Genomic DNA, 20685 nt, shown 5'->3' on the forward strand with positions numbered 1-20685 from the left:
AGATTTGGCCGCAAGGCAAAAAAAGGCTAAGTTTCCTCAGCAGTTATGCGGATGCGGATTTTGCCATGAATGCTTCGATGATCGCCACGATACCGAATGCAAAGAAGAAGATGCCCGCGATCTCGATGATCGTAAATGCCGAAATGACCGGGTTGATCAGGAACAAAACACCGAGGATAATCCCCAGGATACCGGAAACGGCGAGAAGACCGCGGTTGAACTGAGCGGATTTTCCCATCAACGCAACGGCAAGATCCGTCACTCCGCCGATCAAGGCTGCGGCCGCAAGAACATACATTGCATACACGAGCATGATCCCCGGGTTAATCAGCGTAAGGATACCGAACAGGATCACCAGGACACCCAGAACGACGACCCACCAGGTGCGTTTCGCCTCGCCAAAGAAGGTCGTTCCGGCGGTCAGAAGAGTGATACCCACAAAGATCAGCAGGATCGCAAGAAGGATCTCACTCGCAAACAGAGATGCCAGGGTGAAAACCATCATCAGGATACCGAGAATGATCATCAGTATCCCTTTTGCCAAAAGCGACCCGAAGGTGCTTGCGCACATAGGGCAGGAATTTTCAGTCATATGATGAAAATACATCCGCAAACGTATTAAAACATCGTATACCGTGTTGACATGTATAAATAGTTAGGAGGAGAAACAGTTAACCTATTAGTCTATGTCTCCCGTAGAGATGCACGCAAACGAAGTTCAGCATTACGCATCACCGATCCTTGTCAAGAACCGGCAGTTTTTTGCGACGCTGACAAGCGAACGCCTTATCGTTGAGGGAGGTCCTTCGCCCAGGGAATTCAAGGTCAGCAGCATCCTTTCCGCGGAGCCCTGCAGACTGGAGTCCGGCGAACCGGGTCTGAAACTTGTCGTTTCCACCCCGGAAGGACAAAAGGAGATGATCTGGGCGTTTCCCGTAGGGAATGTCTTCAAGGCGGGCGAGCAGCAGGCCTGGCTGGATCAGATCACCGAAGCGGGCGGCGAAAAACCGTTTGCCGAAGGGGGTGCAGGAGAGTCTGCACAGCCCAAAACTGCGGCTCCGCCGCGAAGTCCTGCCCCGGAACTGAAGATCAAACCGGTTGTTCCGGCACCGGACATTCCGGTGAACACCGTCCGCCCGGAGTTCGTCTCCGGCGAGTCGGTCGTGATCGAAACGGCCGGCGTGCGGGTGAAGCGGACTTTTTATACGATATATCTGACCAATATCCGGCTGATCCTCCAGAATACGGCAGGGAAAATCGGGCGGGAGTTTGCGATCGCCGAGCTGATGGATGCCGCGGCGTTCGAGACGGAGGAGGGAGAACCGGCGATCGCTCTTTCCGTCGGATCCCAGACCGGGGCAAAGCAGATGGTTCTGTCGTTTCCAACCGATTCGGCACGGACCGCCTGGATGAGGGAGCTGAAAGAGCGGCTGCCTTCTCACCAGGTGCTGATCTCGGCCGCGCCTGAGCCGGCGGTGGTGACCTGTACGGGGATATTTTCACCTGAAGCGGGTGAGCGTGTGGTTCTTTCGACGGGCGGCGTTAGGATCAAGCGGAATTTTGTTACGCTGCATCTGACGAACACGCGGCTGGTGATCGAGGGGAAGACCTCGATTATGGGAGAGTTTGCGCTGAATACGCTTTGCCGCGCGATCCGTCTTGCAGGCGAGGTGGGAGAGCCGGGTATCGCTCTGCAGATCGCGGGACGTGAGGGGGAGAAGGAGATGCATCTGCTGTTTTCCGGGATGCCGGACCGGGAGCAGTGGATCCAGAAGCTTTCCGAGCTTCTCCCGGAGGAGGAGCCGATGTATGCCCCGGAGGCCCGGCAGTATACGGTAACGACGGTGGCGCCGCCTTCCCGGAGGAATTCGCAGGATATGTACTGTCCGGCATGCGGGGCCAGAAATCATGTGGATGATGAGGTGTGCGCTTTGTGCGGGACGCTTCTTCATCGAAATGCGGCGGCGTCTGAATCTTCGGATATTTCCCCGCGCCGGGAGAGACGGGCGAACACAGATCGGCCGGCGAAGCGGGAGCGGCGGGAAAAACCGCCGTATAACGGCGGGCTGATCGGATTTCTGACCCGGCCGTCTGATGCGTATTCGTTTTATCTGCATGAGCGGCCGCGGGATGCTCTTTGGATGTTTTTGTTGTCGGGAGCGTTGTGGGCGGTTGTGTCGGTTTTGATGATCGCGTATGCGGCGCCGGCGGTTTTGCGGATCTCGCCTGAAAATTTCCCGATTTTTTCGGCTCTGCAGACCGATCTGATGCTTCTGGTGCTGTTTATTCTGGTTCTGTATCTGATATGGCTGGCAGCGGTGATGATCCGGGCAGTGGTGACCGGGATCACGGCGCGGGTCTGTGAGCCGGATGTCCGGTTTTCAGAGATAACGGCGATCGTGATGCGGAGCACACTTTCATATGCGGTGATTGGCTGGATCCCGATCCTGGGTATGTTTGCGGCCGGTATCTGGTCGGCGGCGGTGACCTGGAAGGGTCTTGTCGCCGGTCAGGATATGCGGACGGGCCAGGCGGCGGTTTCCGCGTTTCTTGGCCTGATCATTGTGTATGTGCTGCTGTTTGCAGCAGGGTCGATGTAGAGGAGGTACAAAAATGATTCTGAAACGATTGATACTGGTGCTTCTCGCGATGTTCCTGGTGATGGGATGCGTGGGGGCAGTGAGCGCGGATGATACACCCATTGATAATATTGCAATTTCTGTAACTACGCCAAAAACAGGTGAAGCACCACAAGTATCTCTCACGTTGGATAATGCAGCAGGGACCATAACGTGGACTCCGAGCGGTGCTAAATTTGCTCCAGGTACCGCGTATACTTCTACGATTACGGTCACTGCAAATAATGGTTACAATTTTACTGAGTCAGTGAAAGTTACAGTTAATGATAAGTCCGTCGATCCTAGAATCTTAACGAATAAATCGTTCACTGTATCCCAAGATTTTGAATCAACTGACAAAATTTCGCTTGATTTGGTCAATGTGACGATAACTGCTCCGAGAACCGGGGAACCTCCGGCTACATCTGCTACATCTGACACGACGGGTGTTGGAACGCCCAGTGTATCATGGGATCCAAATAACTCCCCATTCAATTCTAATATAAATTATACAGCTACAATTAAGGTTCCTGCAGAACCCGGTTATCTGTTTGCCAGTTCTTCAACGGTGAAACTGAATGGTAACCTGGTATCTGGAACTAAAGTTGAAGTATCCGATAATGAACTTACAATTAGCCATGAATTTGATGCAACCACTCCCATTGAAATTTCATATGTGGCTCTGAATTTAACTCCGCCAGCGACCGGAAATTTGCCCGCGAATCCAAGTTCGATTACACGCGGGGTTGGGAATCCAACTGTAGCCTGGAGTCCGTTGGTCCCTACATTTGTCGAAGGACAGAAATATTATGCCAATATTACCATTCCCGTAGAATCAACGAATTATAAATTTACAAACTCACCAACAGTAGCCCTGAATGGACAGAATATTCCAACAGAAGAGTTTGTCAGCAGAACAGGCAACCAAATCATTCTTAATCATTCGTTCGACGCAACCTCACTGATAACCCGCATTGATTCCGTTACGATCTCCGGCGTGACTCTGCCGGTTGGAGGGGCAACAAAAAATACCTCCAAACCCGCCGTAAGTTCAACACCAAGCGGAGGTATTGCTTCCATTTCCAATATTACCTGGAAGGACGATTCAGACGAATCCACTAGTGGAACTGTATTTAAGTATGAAACCGTCTATAAGGCAGTGATTACTGTAGAGGCCGAAAGCGGATATAAATTCACTTCTGAATCTAAGGCTACGTTAAACGATAAAACAGCGCTCGTGTCCCTGAATGATGACAGGACATCAGCCACGATCACCTATACATGTCCTAAAACAACAGCAGAAGGAAAGATCCACCCTGTTATCACCAAATTTACTGTGACGCCTACCTCCGGGACTTCACCTTTGGACGTACGATTCACGGTAGCAACAACCAATGCCACGAATGTAACACTGAATTTTGGTGACGGGACAATCATTACCTCTACAAAGAATGGGTATGTGGACCACACCTATTCAACCGCAGTAAGCTATTATCCAATTTTAACCGCCACAAATACAAACGGCAGCGTTACTGAGTCCCTCTCTATTCTGGTGAAGGCTCCGCTCGCTACTTCAACCCCGACCCAGACCGCGGCGGTGAAATCTCTGACGACATCATCCGCCGAGACAGGCAATATGAGCATGATCCCGGCTCCTCTTGACATCATCAAAGAGTTCATGCATCTCTTCTACAGCATCTTCGATCCGGCAAATTATCTCTTTGCCGTGAACGAGAGCGGAAATACAAGCTGAACGCGGGCGTCCTGACAGCGGCAAAACAAAAATACCTGCCCGGACGGATCCCTCTTTTTTCCCGACCCTGCGCAAATATCTTCAGCCGCACACCTCTCTTCGTCTCCTCCCCCTCCTTACTCTGCTCCCATCCCGAACAGAGAGTTACATAACCCAAAACCGCGAATAGTACCTGCAAGAAATACAATGATCCAGATAAAGCTTCCAGAAGAGGAGATCGCCGGCGTCCCTCTCAAAAATCACATGCTCCTTGCAGCAGGGATCCTCGGGACCACCGGCGCATCATTAAAAAGAATGCTCGCTCTCGGTGCAGGCGGCGTCGTCACAAAATCCATCGGCCCAAACCCCATTCCCGGTCATCACGGTCCGGCCCTCATCCCGGTCGACTGCGGACTCATCAATGCCATGGGACTGCCAAACCCGTCCAAAGACTTCGTCGAAGAGATCTCCCCCCTTAAGGGCGAACCGGTCGTAGTAAGTATTTTCGGCGGCACTCCAGCCGAGTTCGGCGAAGTCGCATCCTGGTTTTCCAATGCCGCCGCATTCGAACTGAACCTCTCCTGTCCCCACGCGGAAGGCTACGGCGCCGCCATCGGCGTCGACCCGCGGATCGTACAGGAATGCACCGAGATCGTCAAAACATACAATAAACCCGTCTGGGTCAAACTCACCCCCAACGTAACCGATATCAAAATGATTGGAAAAGCTGCAGAAAAAGGCGGAGCCGACGCGTTAGTCGCAATAAACACCGTCAAAGCAATGAGGATATCCACCGAACTTTGCCGCCCTGTTCTCGGCAACGTCTTTGGCGGGCTCTCCGGCAAAGCGGTCTTCCCGATCGCCGTTCGAAGCGTCTATGACCTTTACGAAGCCGTCGGCATCCCGATCATCGGCTGCGGCGGGATAACGACTGCAGACAATGTCGTAGAAATGATGATGGCAGGCGCCTCCGCCGTCGAGATCGGCAGCGCGATCTACGACTCGGTCAATGTATTCTCCGAAATCGCGGCCGATCTTTACGCCGAAGACGGAATACCCGCCGAAGAGATCGTGGGGTGCGCCCATGTCTGAGATGCCTGAGGTCGTGACGATCACAACAGTCGTCGATGAAACGCCCACCGTCAAAACGTTCGTCTTTGACAAACTCTTTGCATTCCGCCCCGGTCAGTTCTGCATGGTCTGGATCCCGGGAGTCGACGAGATCCCGATGGCATTTTCTGCCGCGAACTCCATCACCGTCATGAAAGTCGGGGATGCCACACAAGCGCTCTTCTCCCTCAAAGCCGGCGACAAACTTGGGATCCGCGGCCCGTTCGGGAACGGATTTTCCCCGAGCGGAAAAGTGCTTGCCGTTGCCGGCGGAATCGGGGTCACCCCGCTCTTTACGCTGGCGGCATCCGGAGAAGTCGACACCTTCATTCTCGGGGCACGGACCAAAGAAGAGCTCGTCTTTGCCGAGGACCTCGAAAAAGTCAGCGATCTAAAAATCGCCACAGATGACGGAACATACGGATTCCACGGATTTGTCACCGGGATCATCGATCAGATCGATATAACATCATATGACACGATCTGTGTCTGCGGTCCCGAGATGATGATGAAAGGCGTTCTTGACCGTCTGGTGGCAAAAGGTATCGAAAACCGCGGCCAGTTCTCGATGCACCGGTACATGAAATGTGCGGTCGGGGTCTGCGGATCCTGCTGTATGGATGACCACGGACTCAGAGTCTGCAAAGACGGGCCGGTTTTCACCGGAGATCTGATAAAATCCGGCGAGTTTGCGCATCACCACCGCGGACCAAGCGGGAGGAAAGAGTAATGAAATCAGAAGTACAAGTCATCACCTGCCCAAAATGCGGGTCAAAACAGGAGTTCACCCTCTACAGAAGTATCAATGCCGCAAACCACGACATTCGTGAGAAGTTCCTCGACGGATCCCTTACGATGCTCGTCTGCGACAACTGCGGTTTTTCCGGGGCTGTTGAATATCCCCTCCTCTATCATGATCTGAATGAAAAGTTCTCCCTCTATTTCCAGCCGGATTCAACTGAGCGGACGATCAGTCTCCCAAATGTTTTGCCAGCTCATCTTCTATCTGAGATCCGGATGAGACTTGTCCACACGCAGGACGATATGCGCGAGAAGATCTTTATCTTCCGCGACAAGCTGGATGACCGGATCATCGAACTCGTAAAAGATTCGATCCTGAAAGAGATGGAGGCAAAAAAGGAGAAGATCATCCCCGAAGCTCTCTATTACGCCGAGGACCGTTTCGCCTGCGAAGGCAGGTCGCTGATCTTTGTCCCCCGTCTCGGGACCGAGTATCTCGATCCGATCAAGATCCCGTTTGATACTTATGAGAAGATCAAGATGCTTATGCATGTGATCTGGGAACGTCCCGTGGAAGGCTACAGCGTCGTCGATAAAGAGTGGATCCGCGTATGATCACCGATGAAGATGTTGTGGTCTGTCCGGTCTGCGGGCATGAACAGACGATCACGATCTGTCCGTCGGTGAACGTGACGACCGATCCGGAGATGCGCGAGAAGGTGCTGACCGGGGAGCTGTTTGAGTTCAGCTGTGATGAATGCAGTTTTGCCGGATATGCCGGCTACCCGTTCGTGTATGAAGATAAGGAGACGAACGGCGGATTTCTGATCTATCTTGAACCGGATTGTGAGGATCGCGAGGTCGGTATCGAAGGAGATATCGCCGATCAGGTGATCTATCACGAACGACCGATGAGGCTTGTTGCGGATATGAATGCGCTGAAGGAGAAGATCTTCATCTTCGAAGCAGGACTGGATGACCGCGTGGTTGAGCTGTTTAAGGTCTTAACGCTTGCAAAGATGCGGGACGATGATCCGGAAAAGATCCCGGATGAGCTGAAGTTCACGAAGCGCGATGTGGTCGACGGCGAGGAGGTGCTGGTGTTTACGGCGTTCCGCGATGAGGAGCTTATGGGGACCCTGGAGCTGCCGTATGCTTTGTATCAGACATGCGTCCTCACCGGAGAGCCGATCTGGGATGTGCCGATAACAGAGTGCGCGGCGGTCGATTCAAAGTGGATCCTGGAACGTCTTGGCGATCAGGACGGTTCAGACGAGGAAACCGTCTGATTTTTTACAGACTGATTGGGATAACCCTTTCTGTTTTTTAGATGAGGGTCCGGTTTTTTCCAAAAAAAGTATGGCATTCGCTGCATTCATTGTCATGCAGCGAGATGATCCCTTCACATTTTTGACAGGTCCATTTTTTCCGTTCGGCCGCAAGAAATGCGTCAAGTCCCTGGTCCCTTGCCAGGATGCTGTTTTCGATCAGACTTTCAGCGTATCGATCCCGATAGCGTTTATCCATTTTATATAGCAGGCTGCAGGGAAAATTTTCGCAGGAAAAACAGTAATGGAGGCCTTTTTGCCGGAGGCATGCCAGTATCCTGCAGTTTTTGGAGCCTTCGGTTTTTCTGTCCGCATCCATGAGGCATCCGCCGCAGGATTTTTTTGGCAGACAATGCCTGCAGCAGACCATACAGTTCATCCCGCAGGGGGCAAACATAGCTTGTGGAATTCTGTCAGGCATTTTCATGTACCGCACACCGCACAAGAAAATAGTATTTTTCAGCAGATACATAAAACCATCGTATGCCCCTCTGGTTTCTGGGTATATTAATATAGAATACGGGTGTTTGATTGTGAATATGACATGACTGAAAATATGCACTATTATAATAGTGTGTTTTCAGGGTCGTGAACGCCAAAACCCATTCCCGCTTATGTCCTTTCTCTATTCTGGGAAATACGCGTCCGGCCAGGGCTGAATGATCAGATGATCTGCGTGAAAATACCGGCTGCCTGAAAGAATACAACAGAAAACTGCGGGTCGAAGAAACGAATGCCTGTTCCTTCACCGCCGCTAAATGGTTATAGGAACAGGCATTAATTTATAGGCTTTGCCAAGGGAAAAAGAAATCGAAAAGAGCACGTCCGCGAAATCTAGGCCGCCTCTTTTTTTCTATAGCATCCAAGCTCTTTCACCCCGGTGATCTCCTTCAGTTCGGTGATCGTCTCCTGCCATCCCCGATTCGTTTCGAAATCGATGAAAAAGACATATCTGCCGATCCCTTCCTTCGACGGGCGCGACTCGATACGTGTCAGATTGATCCCTCTGCGTGCAAAGATCCCCAGGATCCCGTATAAAAGACCCGGCCGGTTCTCTCTTGGGATGATAACGACACTGCATTTTTCCAAATCGTTTGGCTTTGAAACGCCGGCTGTTATCTCAAGAAACCGGGTGGTGTTGTTCTGCGCGTTCTGAATATCTTTTTTCAGGATCGAAAGGCCGTACAATTTTGCGGCGCTTTCCGTTGTTACGGCCGCCGAGCCTTGCACCGATGCCGCCTCTTTTGCGCTTTGGGCGTTGCTGCTCGTATGGATCAGGGAGATATTTTTCAGACTGCGCAGAAAGACGCTGCACTGTTCATGCGACTGGGAGTGGGTGTAGATGACCGATATCTCATCCGGCCCGTATCTTGATACGAAAAAGTGCCGTATCGGCATGTAATATTCTGCGGTGATACTGCATTCTGTCTGCAAAAGACCGTCCAGGGTCTCCCCGACGCCGCCCGCCTCGCTGTTTTCTACAGGAACGATGCCCCGGATATTTTTCTCGAGAACCGCGGTGAAAACGTCCCGTATCGTCGGATAGAGAAGTATCTCTTCATGTTCTTCCCTGATTTTTTCGGCAAGTTCACAGGAGAACGTGCCTTTCGGGCCAAGTACTGCTAATGTCATTTCATCTTCACCAGAGTTTCGATCAGTCTGTCCGTCTCTTCAGCCGCTTGGGGGATATAGGATCTGAATGCATTGCTGTTTTCCGTAAAGAAGGCGGCGAACTTCTCCGGATCCTTTGATTCGACGATCGTTTTCAGCGAGGCGACCGAATCTGCGAGGGTTTCAAGGACGCCTGCCGTTTCCGGGTTCATCTGCAGGATGTCTGCATAGAGTGAAGGATCCTGTCCGAGTATCCTTCCGACCAGACCGAGTTCGATCCGGTACACCGGGCTCATCACCGGAAGGATTGCCTCCAGCGGGATGCCGGTGTTTTTTATCGTCTCGGCGACGGACAGGGTCGTAAAGTGTACAAGACCCTGGACGATGCTCATGATTTTGTCATGCTCCTTTGGATCCATCGGACAAACCTTCGCTCCTTCGTTTGTGAATATCTGATAGAGCATCTCCCGGGTTTTTTCCTCACATCTGGCGGGCGATGCGGCGATCGTCTGACCGAAGATCGTGGAGACCGAAGGGCCGAACATCGGGTGGAGGCCGATGACCTGCGCTTTGGATCTCAGCATCGCTTCGACCGGAGCGGTTTTTATGGAGGTGAGATCGCAGAACACCTGCTCTTCGCTGAGAAGCGGGGCGATCTCCTCGATCACCCGGACGGTGTCATGGATGGGAACAGAGACGATGACAATATCGCAGGTCAAGGCGATATCCTCATTTGAGACGGGCGTTTTTCTTCCGGAACAGAGGACTTTGTATCCCGCCCGCTGGAACACGGCTGAGAACAACCGTCCCATGCCGCCGAATCCCCCGATTATTCCGACGGTATCCTTTCGGATCATCTTCTTTTCTCCTGCGGCTGGTTCCATATCCTGCATTCCTGATGATTTTCCGGTTCGTTTTCTCTGTCTTCAATCCTCGGCGAGCAGGATCTCGATCGCTTCTTCTGCAGTTCTGCGTTCATGGACGATCATCGCGGCGGCTCTGACGAATCGGTCCGGGTATTTGTGCTGGAATGCGTTTCGCCCGATCGATACGCCGGCAGCGCCGCCTTCCATCGCCCCTTCGATCAGCTGCATGGTCGCCAGATCGCTCATTTTCGAGCCGCCGGCGATAACTACGGGTACATGGCATCCTTCGGTGACTTCCCTGAATGAATCCGGGTCTCCGGTGTAGACGGTTTTGACGATGTCTGCCCCAAGTTCTGATCCGACCCGGGCCGCGAGTTTGACGGCTTCCTGCATGTTCTCGGATCTGATGTCTTTTCCCCGGGGATACATCATCGCAAGAAGCGGCATTCCCCATTCGATACACTCGATCGCGACCCGCCCAAGGTCGCCAAGCATGTTTGCTTCATTCTCGGCGCCGATGTTTACATGCATGGATACGCCGTCTGCTCCCATTTTCAGCGCATTCTGCACGCTGTTGACCAGGACTTTGTTGTTCGGATCCGGTCCCAGATCCGTGCTTGCGGATAGATGCAGGATCAATCCGATGTCAGGGCCGCCTTTCCGGTGACCGTGGAGAGCGAGTCCCATATGGCCGATTACTGCGTTGGCTCCGCCTTTTGCGACCAGATCGACCGATCTTTCCAGATCGATCAATCCGGGGATAGGTCCGCTGGACACGCCGTGATCCATCGGGACTATGACGGTTGTTCCTGTATCTCTTTTCATGATTCTTTCAAGTCTGATCTCTTTTCCTCTCATTTTTTTCTCCGGTGTTTTTTTATTCAGGTGATTTGGTAAAAATCTGGTATCCACTGCACCAGAGGAGTTCCCGATAAAAGGCTTGAGTTATTTTATGGAGATCTGTTCTGGTGCAGTTTGACTACTGTCTAAACCAGAATACATAGCTAATGCTGAAAATAACAGCAATGCTGACGTATACAGATACTAGGCCGTCTGCAATCACAGACAGGATATTTTCAAAAGATGCATTGTGCGATGTGCTCAGTACAGAGCTTCTGCTGGCGGCGATTCCTCGCTTAGCTGGCAGACATTCGTCACACATACCAGTACCATTTCACGTGATCGGTAATAAAACCATGTGCCCCGGATGTTTATTCTGCAGAGCAGTTCGATAAAAATCGTAAAAAAAGTGGAGGGGAGATTCAGTTCTTTTTGAACTGGGGCATCATTGCACGAAGTTCTGATCCGACTTCCTCGATCAGATGCTCTTCATCTGCCCGGGTAAGTGCGTTGAAGACCGGTCTGTTGACCATGTTTTCAAGGATCCATTCCTTGGCAAATTCGCCGGACTGGATCTCGTAGAGGATCTCGCGCATTGCTTCGTAGGATTCTTCGCCGATCACACGCGGGCCGCGGGTGATGTCGCCGTATTGTGCGGTGTTGGAGATCGCTTCACGCATTTTGGTGAATCCGCCTTCGTAGATCAGGTCGACGATGAGCTTCATCTCGTGCAGAACTTCCAGGTATGCCATCTCAGGCGCGTATCCTGCATCGACGAGGGTGTCGAATCCGGCTTTGATGAGCGAGGTGACTCCTCCGCAGAGAACTGCCTGTTCGCCGAAGAGATCGGTTTCGGTCTCTTCTCTGAAGGTCGTTTCAAGGACGACTGCTCTGGTCGCGCCGATTCCTTTTGCATAGGCAAGAGCGAATTTCTTTGCGTTTCCGGTGTGGTCCTGCTCGATCGCGATGAGTGCGGGGACTCCTTTTCCTTCTTCGTAGGTTCTTCTGACCATGTGGCCGGGACCTTTGGGTGCGACCATGATGACATCGACATTTGCCGGAGGAACGATCTGCCCGAAGTGGATGTTGAATCCGTGGGAGAACATGAGGCATTTGTTCTCTGTGAGGTAGGGCATGATCTCGGCTTTGTAGACTGCCGCCTGGGTCTCGTCGGGGACGAGGATCATGATGACATCTGCTTTCTTTGCAGCTTCGGCGACGTCGTAGACTGCAAACCCGTCTTTCTTTGCGAGATCTCTGCTCTTTCCTGCTCTGATCCCGATGATGACGTTAAGGCCGCTGTCTTTCAGATTCAATGACTGACCTCTTCCCTGTGATCCGTAGCCTATAACTGCGATCGTTTTTCCTGAGAGATCTTTCAGGTCCGCATCCGTTTCATGATATTTTTCCATCATTTTTTTCCTTCCTTTTTTGGTAAATACTGTGTAGTTTAACCTTCTTATGATTAAATAGTTTATCTGTCGAATCCGCCTGAACGGTACACGACATTGAGGGCATTCACCATCGCCTCGGCGGATGCGATCACGATGTCACTGTTTGAAGCAGCTGCATCAAAGATCCTGCCTTTCTCGTCCTCAACTTCGATGGTGACACAGCCCAGAGCATCGCTCCCTCCTGATATCGCCTCGATTTGAAAGCTTTTCAACTGAACTTTTCCCGGCGCGATCGCTAAAAGCGCTTTCATTGCCGCATCCACCGGCCCGTCACCCGTTCTTGAGCAGGTTTTGTTTTCCCCGTGGACCACGACCCGTACGCTTGCCGTCGGGATCGCATGGCTGCCGGTGAATACCGAAATGTCATCCAGCTCGATCATTTTTTTGTCATTATGACTGCCGGTGATGCTTTTTGCGATCTCGAACAGATCGAACTCGGTTACTTTTCGTCCGCGTCCGGAGATCTCCTTGACCTTTGCGACGATCATGTCCAGCTCCGGGTCGGACGGATTTACGTTTACGTCTTCCAGCATCTGCCGGACGGCATGTTTTCCAACATGCTTTCCAAGCTTTAAGCGTCTTCGGTGACCCACCATTTCGGGCGTCATGATGCCGGGTTCAAATGTTCCCGGGTTTGCCATTACGCCGTGGGAGTGGATCCCGCTTTCGTGCGAGAATGCATTGTCGCCCACTACCGGCTGGACAGGGAGTACGGCGATCCGGGAAAATCTGGAGACCAGTCTTGATGTCTCGACCAGTTTTTCTGTCTGAATGTTGGTCTCCATTCCATAGATCGATTTCAGGATCATGACCGTCTGTGCGAGATCGGCATTTCCCGCACGTTCGCCGATACCGTTTACGGTGACCTGGATCTGATCTGCTCCGCCTTCTACCGCGGCGATCGTGTTTGCGGTCGCCAGACCGAAATCGTTGTGACAATGCACGTCGATTCTGCATTTGACGTTTTCCCGGATCATCGCGACGAGGGGTTTCATCATCGACGGAGTGCTTACCCCGACGGTGTCGGGAATGTTGATGATCGTCACGCCGGCTTCATCTGCTGCTTTACAGACTTCGATCAGCTCTGACGGTTTTGTTCTGGTCGCATCCATCGGTGAGAACATCACAATATCGCACTTTGAACGTGCATATGTAATGATCTCGCGGGTAATGGCCAGGACTTCGGCATGACTTTTTTTGATGGTATAGGTTCTCTGGATCTCAGATGTAGGAATAAACACATGGACCATATCAACGCCGGCCTCGATACAACGATCTACATCCGCTTTTACTGAGCGTGCGAGTCCGCAGATCTTGGGGCGGATACCCTCTTCAGCACAGATCCTCCTGACCGTTTCAAATTCGACATCCGAAGATGCCGGAAAGCCAGCTTCGATCACATCAACGCCGATGTCGGACAGCTGATGCGCAATTTCAATCTTCTGCTCCAGTGTGAATGATACACCGGGAGTCTGTTCACCATCACGAAGGGTGGTGTCTAAAATAGTCACTCGTCTATTCGTGTTGACTGTACTTTCATTGCAATAGAATGCAATCCGCCACTTTCGCAGTGACTGCTCCGATCCCATCTTCCTGAGACATACCACATATCAACGCACCGCGATTATATAATACTTTCTTTTCAGCACTGAAAAACGGCCCCCATATTGCGTATTCTGCGCTATTCGTAAAAAATCACAGTTGGGGGCGCGGATTTCTGCTGATTTTCCAAAACTTATATATACCAATCGAAGTTAGACTATCTAACCGGAGTTTAATCCCATGAGTGATTGTTTTATTTGGCTATAAAAACATCCGTTTCCTGGACACGACCCTTCGTGACGGGGAACAGACGCCGGGCGTCTCTCTGACACCCGTACAGAAACTGAAAATCGCAGAAGAACTTTCCGCAATCGGCGTGAATGTGATCGAGGCTGGATCCGCGGTCGCATCCGAAGGCGAAAGAGAAGCTCTCAAGCTGATATCTGATGCGGGACTCAACGCAGAGATCTGCACATATGCGCGTGCCAAGACCGAAGATATCGATCTTGCCGTGAAATGCGGTGTGGATTCGGTGCATCTTGTCGTTCCGGTTTCTGACCTTCATATAACCAAAAAACTCGGGAAAACCCGCGAAGAAGTCTATGTAATGGCAATGGAATCCGTTGCATATGCCAAAGAGAGAGGGCTTACTGTCGAACTCTCAGGCGAGGATTCTTCAAGGGCAGATCAGGAATATCTGGCCCGGCTTTTTAGAGATGGAGTAGCACACGGAGCTGACAGGCTTTGTTTCTGTGATACCGTCGGGCTGTTAACGCCTGAAAGGACCGCAGAGGTCATTCCGCCGTTATGCTTCGCACCCTTAAGCATCCATTGTCATAATGACCTTGGACTGGCTCTTTCAAATACCATCGCGGCGTTACGATCAGGAGCGACCTGTGCCCACACGACCATCAACGGGATGGGAGAGCGTGCAGGAAACGTGCCCTTCGAAGAGGTCGTGATGGTGCTTGAAAAGCTGTACGGCTATGATACCGGGATCGATACGACCAAGATCTATGCACTCTCGACCCTCGTATCCCAGCTGACAAAGATCCCGCTCGCAGCCAATAAACCGATCGTCGGCGGAATGGCATTCACGCATGAAAGCGGGATCCATGCGCACGGACTTATGCGGGATCCGACAACCTACGAACCGATGTCGCCGGAAACGGTCGGAAGAAAACGAAGGATCGTTCTTGGAAAACATTCAGGATCCGCATCGGTCCAGTCGGCTCTTAAAGAGCTCGGGTATGAACCTGGTGAAAAACATCTTGCCGAGATCGTGGCGCGAGTCAAAAAAGTCGGTGATATGGGCATGAAAGTGACCGATGCCGATGTTATGGCGATCGCAGATTCGGTGATGCTTCTGGAATGCAAGCCGGTGATCAGCCTTAAACAGTTCACGGTCGTGAGCGGCAGTAACGCCATTCCAACGGCTTCGGCAACGATGGTCGTAAACGGGACGAAAGTAACCGGCGCAGCTACCGGAACAGGTCCGGTAGATGCGACCGTCAAAGTCCTCCAGCAGTCGGTCGCCCAGTTCGGCGACATCACGCTTGAGGAGTACCATGTGGATGCGATCAACGGCGGAACGGATGCTTTGGTCGACGTAACGGTGAAACTGAGAAAAGACGGGAGGGTTTTGACTTCCCGGGGTGCCAGAACAGATATCATTGAGGCAAGTGTCGAGGCGGTAATAGCAGGCATGAATAGATTACTGAGAGATGAGAATGAAAACAGGCGCAGCAATACTGATTGAAAGTTTAAAAGAAGAGGGTGTTGAAATCATATTCGGCTATCCGGGAGGCGCTGTCCTCCCGATATACGACGAGCTCTATGATGCACAGGTAACGCATATCCTTGTCAGACATGAACAGGCAGCCGTTCATGCGGCGGACGGATATGCCCGGGCCAGCGGACGCGTCGGCGTTTGTCTTTCGACATCCGGTCCGGGAGCCTGCAATCTCATTTCAGGTATTGCCACGGCTAACATGGATTCGGTGCCGATCGTTGCACTTACCGGTCAGGTTCCAACAGGAATGCTCGGAAATGATGCATTCCAGGAGTCTGACATCACCGGAATAACGCTGCCGATCACCAAACACAACTATCTGGTAAAAGATGCCCGCGATATCAAAATGACGGTAAAGTCCGCGTTTTATATCGCTGGAACAGGACGAAACGGCCCGGTCCTCATCGATCTGCCCAAAGATGTTCTGACGGCGAAAGTTGCCGCGGAAGAAGTTCTCTCCGGTGAGCCTGAACTCAGAGGATACAAGCCGACATTAAAGGGGCACGCCAAACAGATCAAAAAGGCCCTTGACCTGATCCTGAGCGCGAAAAAACCTGTCATCTATGCAGGCGGCGGCGTCATCGCAGCCGGAGCGTCGGAGGAACTGATCAGGACTGCCGAGCTCTTCTGCCTCCCGGTCACGACGACCCTGATGGGTCTTGGAGCGATCCCGGCAGATCACCCGTTAAATCTCGGCATGCTCGGGATGCACGGGACAGAATATGCAAATTACGCCGTATCCGAGACCGATCTCCTTATCGCGGTCGGCGCACGGTTCGATGACCGTGTCACCGGAAAGCTGAGCCATTTCGCTCCGCATGCAAAAATCATCCATATCGACATCGATCCCGCCGAGATCGGGAAAAATGTCAATCCCGACGTGCCGATCGTGGGCGATGCCAAATCGGTTCTTGCCGACATGATCTGTATGGCGGAGAATAAAGGTTGTATCTCTGAACCCTGGCTGGAACAGGTGAAATTATGGCGGAAAAACCATCCGTTACGGGTCGTAAACGACGGGAAAGTCCATCCGCAGAATATCATCCGCAAGCTCTCCGAGCTCCTTGACGGCGGCGGGATAATTGTGAGTGAGGTCGGTCAGAACCAGATGTGGGCCGCCCAGCACTACGGATTTACCCGACCCCGCCAGTGGATCAGCTCGGGCGGTCTTGGAACGATGGGGTACGGATTCCCGGCTGCGATAGGAGCCTGGTTTGCGAAGCCTGAAGAAACGGTCGTTGTCATCGCCGGTGACGGAAGTTTCCAGATGAACATCCAGGAACTTGCCACCGTTGCGCAGTACAAAATTCCGGTGAAGATCGTGATCCTGAACAACATGTATCTCGGGATGGTCAGACAGTGGCAGGAACTCTTCTACGACAGAAGATACTCCTACACGGAACTGCCGCCCGTGGACTTTGTCGGGATCGCAAAAGCCTACGGGATCGAGGGAATGCGGGTTGATTCTGTTGGTCAGATCGACGAGGCTCTCAGAACCGCGTTAACGTACAACGGCCCGTATCTCCTGGATTTCAGGATCGAGCGGGAAGAGAATGTCTTTCCCATGGTCCCGGCAGGTGCTGCGATCAGTGAGATGATCGGAAAACATAATCACAACGGAGGATCCGAGTCATGAAACAGCATATCATCAGCGTCCTTGTCGAGAACAAGGCCGGCGTTCTCGCACGGGTTTCCGGTCTCTTCTCACGACGAGGATTCAACATCGAAAGTCTTGCGGTCGGGACCTGTGAAACACCGGGTATGAGCCGGATCACGATCGTTGTCATCGGTGACGAAATGCACATCGAACAGGTCAAAAAACAGCTCAATAAGCTGATCGATGTCATAAAGATCACGGATATCACGGAAAAAGAGCATGTCGAACGCGAGCTCGCGCTGATAAAAGTCCATGCCGAGCCGGGACTCCAGCGTTCCGAGGTCATGCAGGTCGCCGATATATTCCGCGCAAAGATCATCGATGTCGGCCCGCAGACCCTTGTTCTTGAGATCACCGGGGATCCGGAAAAGATCTTTGCTCTGGAATCTCTCCTGCGTCCCTACGGCGTATTGGAACTCGTCCGGACCGGCAGGGTCGCTTTGCAGCGTGGATCTTCCGGGTCGTGTCTGAGTAAAAAAGAATGATTTTAGATAAAAAAATAAGAAAGTGATGTAAATGGGATTGACCATAACTGAAAAAATCTTCTCCGCCCACTGCAAAAAAGAATGCAGAGCAGGAGATGTAGTAATGGCGCCGGTCGACGGTGCGATGATACATGATATCACAGGCCCTCTTGCGATCAATGTAATGAAAGATATGGGTGGGGGCAGTGTCTTTGATCCAAAAAAAGTCATCATGCTCTTCGACCATCAGATCCCTGCTGATTCCATCAGCGCAGCAGAAAATCATGTGATGATGAGAACGTTTGCCCGTGAACAGGGCATCCACAACTATGACATAAAAGAGGGGGTCTGTCACCAGGTCGTTCCCGAGAAGGGGCGCGTAAAACCCGGCGATATCGTCGTCGGGTCAGATTCCCATACCTGTGCGTACGGCGCTCTTGGTGCATTTTCGACAGGTATCGGCTCGACTGATATGGCATACGTCCTGAAGTTCGGCGAACTCTACTTCAGAGTTCCGGAAACCATCCGGATCAATGCAAATGGGAAGTTCCAGAACCGGGTCGGTCCCAAGGATCTTATCCTGACCCTTGCCGGCGATATCGGCGCGGACGGTGCGACCTATCGGGCTCTTGAATTCTGCGGGAACGCATTCTCCGACATGGACATTCCCGGAAGAATGACCTGTGCAAATATGGCCATCGAGATGGGAGCAAAGGCAGGCATCGTCCCGCCGGATGAAAAGACCTGGGAGTATCTGCGGGGAAGAACGGACTGCACGCCGTTTTCACTCGCGAGCGATGAGGATGCAAAATTCTTTGAGACACGAGATTATGATATCTCCAAGATCAATCCGAAGATCGCCGTCCCGCATAATGTCGACAATGTTGTCGATGTGACTGAAGTCGCCGGAAAACCGGTCGATCAGGTCTTCATCGGGTCATGCACGAACGGCAGATATGAGGATTTTGCTCGTGCTGCCGAAGTATTAGGCGACAATGTCTTCTCAGAAGATGTTCGCGTGATCATGGTCCCGGCATCCAAAGCAGAGTACATGAAGATCCTGAAAGCAGGACTTATCGAGAAGTTCGTCGAAGCAGGGGCACTGGTTGAAGCGCCGTGCTGCGGTCCGTGTATGGGCGGAGCTTTCGGGCTTTTAGCTCCCGGCGAGGTCTCACTCTCCACATCGAACCGTAACTTCCGGGGAAGACAGGGAAGTGCCGAGAGTTTCGTGTATCTTTCCTCGCCTGAAACGGCGGCTGCCAGCGCGGTCACCGGCGTGATCACCGACCCGAGGGAGGTCTGAATCATGGGAAGAGCATGGAAATTCGGTAACGACATCGACACCGACGCGATAATCCCGGGCCGGTTCCTGACGATCTACGATCCAAAAGAGCTTGCATCGCATGCTTTCGAAGGCACGCGCAGAGAATTCTCCAAGGAGGCAAAGGACGGCGATGTGATCGTTGCCGGCAGAAACTTCGGCTGCGGTTCATCGCGTGAGCATGCCCCTCTCGCACTGAAAGGAGCCGGCATCGAATTTGTCGTTGCAAAATCGTTTGCGAGGATCTTTTACCGGAATGCGATAAACACCGGTGTTTTACCGCTCGTTTGTCCGGATACGGACAAAATTGCCGACGGAGCAGAGGTTTTCGTGAACCTCAAGGAGGCATACATCGAAGCAGACAAAAAGAAGTATCCGCTTGAACCGATCCCGGTGTTTATGATGAGAATAGTTGAGGCCGGCGGCCTTGTTGAATACGCAAAAATGCGAGGAAATAAATGACAACATATAATGCGGCATGTATGCCGGGTGACGGCATTGGTCCTGAGATCATTGCCGAAGGAAGAAAAGTACTGGATGCTGCCGGTGAGAAGTTCGGGTTCGATATCAACTGGACCGATTTCGATACGGGAGCAGAGAAGTATCTGCAGACCGGGGTACTGATCTCGGAAGATGAACTGAAAGAACTGGAAAAATTTCCGGCGATCTACTTCGGCGCTATCGGTGATGACCGGGTCAAACCCGGAATCCTGGAGAAAGGCATCCTGCTTGCGATCAGATTCTACTTCGATCAGTATGTGAATCTTCGCCCAATTAAACTCCTGAAGGGAGTCGAGACCCCCCTCGCAAATAAGAAGCCCGAGGACATCGACTTTGTCGTTGTCCGGGAAAACACCGAGGACTTTTATGTGGGTATCGGTTCACGTGCAAAGGCAGGAAAACAGCGGGATCATCTGGAAGTCATCCGCGATCTTTACTCGGTGAAGTTCGGGATCGATGTGGAGACCGATTCGGATGAACTTGCGTACCAGATCGGCGTTGTCAGCCGAGAGGGTTCGAAGCGCGTGATGGAGTATGCATTCGATCTTGCGCAAAAGCGGGAAAAGAAACTGACGTCTGTCGATAAGGCGAACGTGTTAACGGACGTCTACGGACTCTGGCGTGAAGTGTTTGAGGAGACAAAAAAAGGCTACCCGAACGTGTCGACTGAGTACAACTTCGTTGACGCGGTCACGATGTGGTTTGTCAAAAATCCGGAATGGTTCGATGTCGTCGTCACCCCAAACATGTTTGGGGACATCATCACCGATCTCGGTGCGATGATCCAGGGAGGCCTCGGTCTTGCTCCGGGGGGAAACATCAACCCGAAGGGGACGTCAATGTTCGAACCCATCCACGGATCTGCACCGAAGTATAAAGGAAAGAATGTGGCAAATCCGCTTGCAACGATCTGGTCCGGCTCACTTCTGCTGGATTCGCTTGGGGAACACGCTGCGGCATCGGCCGTGGTCAGCTCGATCGAGCATTCGATCCTTGCAAAGGCGGTCACAAAAGATATGGGCGGATCAATGCGGACGTCGGATATCGGCGACTGGATCGCGAAGGATATTCTGAGAGGATAATTCGGAAAAGAAAAAAATGCGGGGGG

At 52.1% G+C, this 20685-nt stretch carries 19 protein-coding genes; 12 read left to right on the plus strand and 7 right to left on the minus strand.

Annotation, left to right across the window (positions count from 1 at the left end; translation table 11 throughout):
• Positions 1-43: 43 nt before the first annotated feature.
• The gene (locus tag H575_RS04630) at positions 44-592 is read right to left on the minus strand and encodes an HdeD family acid-resistance protein (protein WP_162139396.1); all 549 of its coding nucleotides are present in this window, start codon (positions 590-592) and stop codon (positions 44-46) included.
• A gap of 94 nt (positions 593-686) precedes the next feature.
• On the opposite strand from H575_RS04630, the gene H575_RS04635 reads away from it, so the two are divergent.
• The 6 genes from H575_RS04635 to H575_RS04660 all read left to right on the plus strand — a co-directional run bounded on the left by H575_RS04635 (position 687) and on the right by H575_RS04660 (position 7490).
• Positions 687-2600, plus strand: coding sequence for a YIP1 family protein (locus tag H575_RS04635; protein ID WP_081406665.1), 1914 nt, complete (start codon positions 687-689; stop codon positions 2598-2600).
• A 13-nt stretch (positions 2601-2613) separates the two neighbouring features.
• Positions 2614-4371, plus strand: a complete 1758-nt coding sequence (locus H575_RS04640; protein WP_042698692.1) for a PKD domain-containing protein — start codon at positions 2614-2616, stop codon at positions 4369-4371.
• A 186-nt stretch (positions 4372-4557) separates the two neighbouring features.
• Complete coding sequence (locus H575_RS04645) at positions 4558-5442, plus strand: dihydroorotate dehydrogenase (protein WP_042698696.1); 885 nt, start codon at positions 4558-4560, stop codon at positions 5440-5442.
• On the plus strand, positions 5435-6190 hold the full coding sequence (locus tag H575_RS04650; protein WP_042698699.1) for a dihydroorotate dehydrogenase electron transfer subunit: 756 nt from the start codon (positions 5435-5437) through the stop codon (positions 6188-6190). The genes H575_RS04645 and H575_RS04650 overlap by 8 nt, the downstream gene beginning before the upstream one ends.
• On the plus strand, positions 6190-6816 hold the full coding sequence (locus tag H575_RS04655) for a CpXC domain-containing protein (protein ID WP_042698701.1): 627 nt from the start codon (positions 6190-6192) through the stop codon (positions 6814-6816). The genes H575_RS04650 and H575_RS04655 overlap by 1 nt, the downstream gene beginning before the upstream one ends.
• Positions 6813-7490 carry a CpXC domain-containing protein gene (locus H575_RS04660; protein ID WP_042698703.1) on the plus strand — a complete coding sequence of 226 codons (678 nt, stop codon included), beginning with the start codon at positions 6813-6815 and terminating at the stop codon, positions 7488-7490. Before H575_RS04655 ends, H575_RS04660 begins: the two co-directional genes overlap by 4 nt.
• Before the next feature lie 37 nt (positions 7491-7527).
• Here H575_RS04660 and H575_RS04665 read toward each other — a convergent pair whose 3' ends face one another.
• The 6 genes from H575_RS04665 to H575_RS04690 form a co-directional block, all read right to left on the minus strand.
• On the minus strand, positions 7528-7950 hold the full coding sequence (locus H575_RS04665; RefSeq protein ID WP_211213857.1) for a DUF3795 domain-containing protein: 423 nt from the start codon (positions 7948-7950) through the stop codon (positions 7528-7530).
• A 413-nt stretch (positions 7951-8363) separates the two neighbouring features.
• Complete coding sequence (gene pheA / locus H575_RS04670) at positions 8364-9161, minus strand: prephenate dehydratase (RefSeq protein ID WP_042698706.1); 798 nt, start codon at positions 9159-9161, stop codon at positions 8364-8366.
• A complete protein-coding gene (locus H575_RS04675) occupies positions 9158-10024 on the minus strand; it encodes a prephenate dehydrogenase/arogenate dehydrogenase family protein (RefSeq protein WP_052319970.1) in 867 nt (288 codons plus the stop codon). Before H575_RS04675 ends, pheA begins: the two co-directional genes overlap by 4 nt.
• A 42-nt stretch (positions 10025-10066) precedes the next feature.
• Positions 10067-10864 carry a 2-amino-3,7-dideoxy-D-threo-hept-6-ulosonate synthase gene (locus tag H575_RS04680; RefSeq protein WP_042698709.1) on the minus strand — a complete coding sequence of 266 codons (798 nt, stop codon included), beginning with the start codon at positions 10862-10864 and terminating at the stop codon, positions 10067-10069.
• Between the two features lie 404 nt (positions 10865-11268).
• The gene (gene ilvC, locus H575_RS04685) at positions 11269-12261 is read right to left on the minus strand and encodes a ketol-acid reductoisomerase (protein WP_042698713.1); all 993 of its coding nucleotides are present in this window, start codon (positions 12259-12261) and stop codon (positions 11269-11271) included.
• A gap of 59 nt (positions 12262-12320) precedes the next feature.
• Positions 12321-13889, minus strand: a complete 1569-nt coding sequence (locus tag H575_RS04690; protein WP_081406666.1) for a 2-isopropylmalate synthase — start codon at positions 13887-13889, stop codon at positions 12321-12323.
• A 197-nt stretch (positions 13890-14086) separates the two neighbouring features.
• Between H575_RS04690 and H575_RS04695 the strand changes: the two genes are divergently transcribed.
• Genes H575_RS04695 through H575_RS04720 form a run of 6 tightly spaced genes read left to right on the plus strand, consistent with a single transcriptional unit; the run spans position 14087 to position 20659 of the window.
• The gene (locus H575_RS04695; protein ID WP_042698719.1) at positions 14087-15601 is read left to right on the plus strand and encodes a 2-isopropylmalate synthase; all 1515 of its coding nucleotides are present in this window, start codon (positions 14087-14089) and stop codon (positions 15599-15601) included.
• Positions 15573-17270, plus strand: coding sequence for a biosynthetic-type acetolactate synthase large subunit (gene ilvB, locus H575_RS04700; protein WP_042698722.1), 1698 nt, complete (start codon positions 15573-15575; stop codon positions 17268-17270). Before H575_RS04695 ends, ilvB begins: the two co-directional genes overlap by 29 nt.
• Positions 17267-17776: an acetolactate synthase small subunit gene (gene ilvN, locus H575_RS04705; protein WP_042698724.1), complete on the plus strand. Its 510-nt coding sequence runs from the start codon at positions 17267-17269 to the stop codon at positions 17774-17776. The genes ilvB and ilvN overlap by 4 nt, the downstream gene beginning before the upstream one ends.
• Positions 17777-17807: 31 nt before the next feature.
• Complete coding sequence (locus H575_RS04710; protein ID WP_042698726.1) at positions 17808-19058, plus strand: 3-isopropylmalate dehydratase large subunit; 1251 nt, start codon at positions 17808-17810, stop codon at positions 19056-19058.
• A 3-nt stretch (positions 19059-19061) separates the two neighbouring features.
• Positions 19062-19538 (plus strand): 3-isopropylmalate dehydratase small subunit, encoded by a 477-nt coding sequence (locus tag H575_RS04715; protein WP_042698729.1) that lies wholly within the window; start codon positions 19062-19064, stop codon positions 19536-19538.
• A complete protein-coding gene (locus H575_RS04720; protein WP_042698731.1) occupies positions 19535-20659 on the plus strand; it encodes an isocitrate/isopropylmalate dehydrogenase family protein in 1125 nt (374 codons plus the stop codon). The genes H575_RS04715 and H575_RS04720 overlap by 4 nt, the downstream gene beginning before the upstream one ends.
• Positions 20660-20685 lie beyond the last annotated feature (26 nt).

This window comes from Methanocorpusculum bavaricum DSM 4179 (genome assembly GCF_000430905.1).
In the GTDB taxonomy this organism is placed as follows: Archaea; Halobacteriota; Methanomicrobia; order Methanomicrobiales; family Methanocorpusculaceae; genus Methanocorpusculum; species Methanocorpusculum parvum.

Coding starts and splice junctions, on each gene's coding strand:
- H575_RS04630 (WP_162139396.1), bottom strand. CDS start 592: ATGACTGAAAATTCCTGCCCTATGTGCGCAAGCACCTTCGGGTCGCTT.
- H575_RS04635 (WP_081406665.1), top strand. CDS start 687: ATGTCTCCCGTAGAGATGCACGCAAACGAAGTTCAGCATTACGCATCA.
- H575_RS04640 (WP_042698692.1), top strand. CDS start 2,614: ATGATTCTGAAACGATTGATACTGGTGCTTCTCGCGATGTTCCTGGTG.
- H575_RS04645 (WP_042698696.1), top strand. CDS start 4,558: ATGATCCAGATAAAGCTTCCAGAAGAGGAGATCGCCGGCGTCCCTCTC.
- H575_RS04650 (WP_042698699.1), top strand. CDS start 5,435: ATGTCTGAGATGCCTGAGGTCGTGACGATCACAACAGTCGTCGATGAA.
- H575_RS04655 (WP_042698701.1), top strand. CDS start 6,190: ATGAAATCAGAAGTACAAGTCATCACCTGCCCAAAATGCGGGTCAAAA.
- H575_RS04660 (WP_042698703.1), top strand. CDS start 6,813: ATGATCACCGATGAAGATGTTGTGGTCTGTCCGGTCTGCGGGCATGAA.
- H575_RS04665 (WP_211213857.1), bottom strand. CDS start 7,950: ATGCCTGACAGAATTCCACAAGCTATGTTTGCCCCCTGCGGGATGAAC.
- pheA (WP_042698706.1), bottom strand. CDS start 9,161: ATGACATTAGCAGTACTTGGCCCGAAAGGCACGTTCTCCTGTGAACTT.
- H575_RS04675 (WP_052319970.1), bottom strand. CDS start 10,024: ATGGAACCAGCCGCAGGAGAAAAGAAGATGATCCGAAAGGATACCGTC.
- H575_RS04680 (WP_042698709.1), bottom strand. CDS start 10,864: ATGAGAGGAAAAGAGATCAGACTTGAAAGAATCATGAAAAGAGATACA.
- ilvC (WP_042698713.1), bottom strand. CDS start 12,261: ATGATGGAAAAATATCATGAAACGGATGCGGACCTGAAAGATCTCTCA.
- H575_RS04690 (WP_081406666.1), bottom strand. CDS start 13,889: ATGGGATCGGAGCAGTCACTGCGAAAGTGGCGGATTGCATTCTATTGC.
- ilvB (WP_042698722.1), top strand. CDS start 15,573: ATGAAAACAGGCGCAGCAATACTGATTGAAAGTTTAAAAGAAGAGGGT.
- ilvN (WP_042698724.1), top strand. CDS start 17,267: ATGAAACAGCATATCATCAGCGTCCTTGTCGAGAACAAGGCCGGCGTT.
- H575_RS04710 (WP_042698726.1), top strand. CDS start 17,808: ATGGGATTGACCATAACTGAAAAAATCTTCTCCGCCCACTGCAAAAAA.
- H575_RS04715 (WP_042698729.1), top strand. CDS start 19,062: ATGGGAAGAGCATGGAAATTCGGTAACGACATCGACACCGACGCGATA.
- H575_RS04720 (WP_042698731.1), top strand. CDS start 19,535: ATGACAACATATAATGCGGCATGTATGCCGGGTGACGGCATTGGTCCT.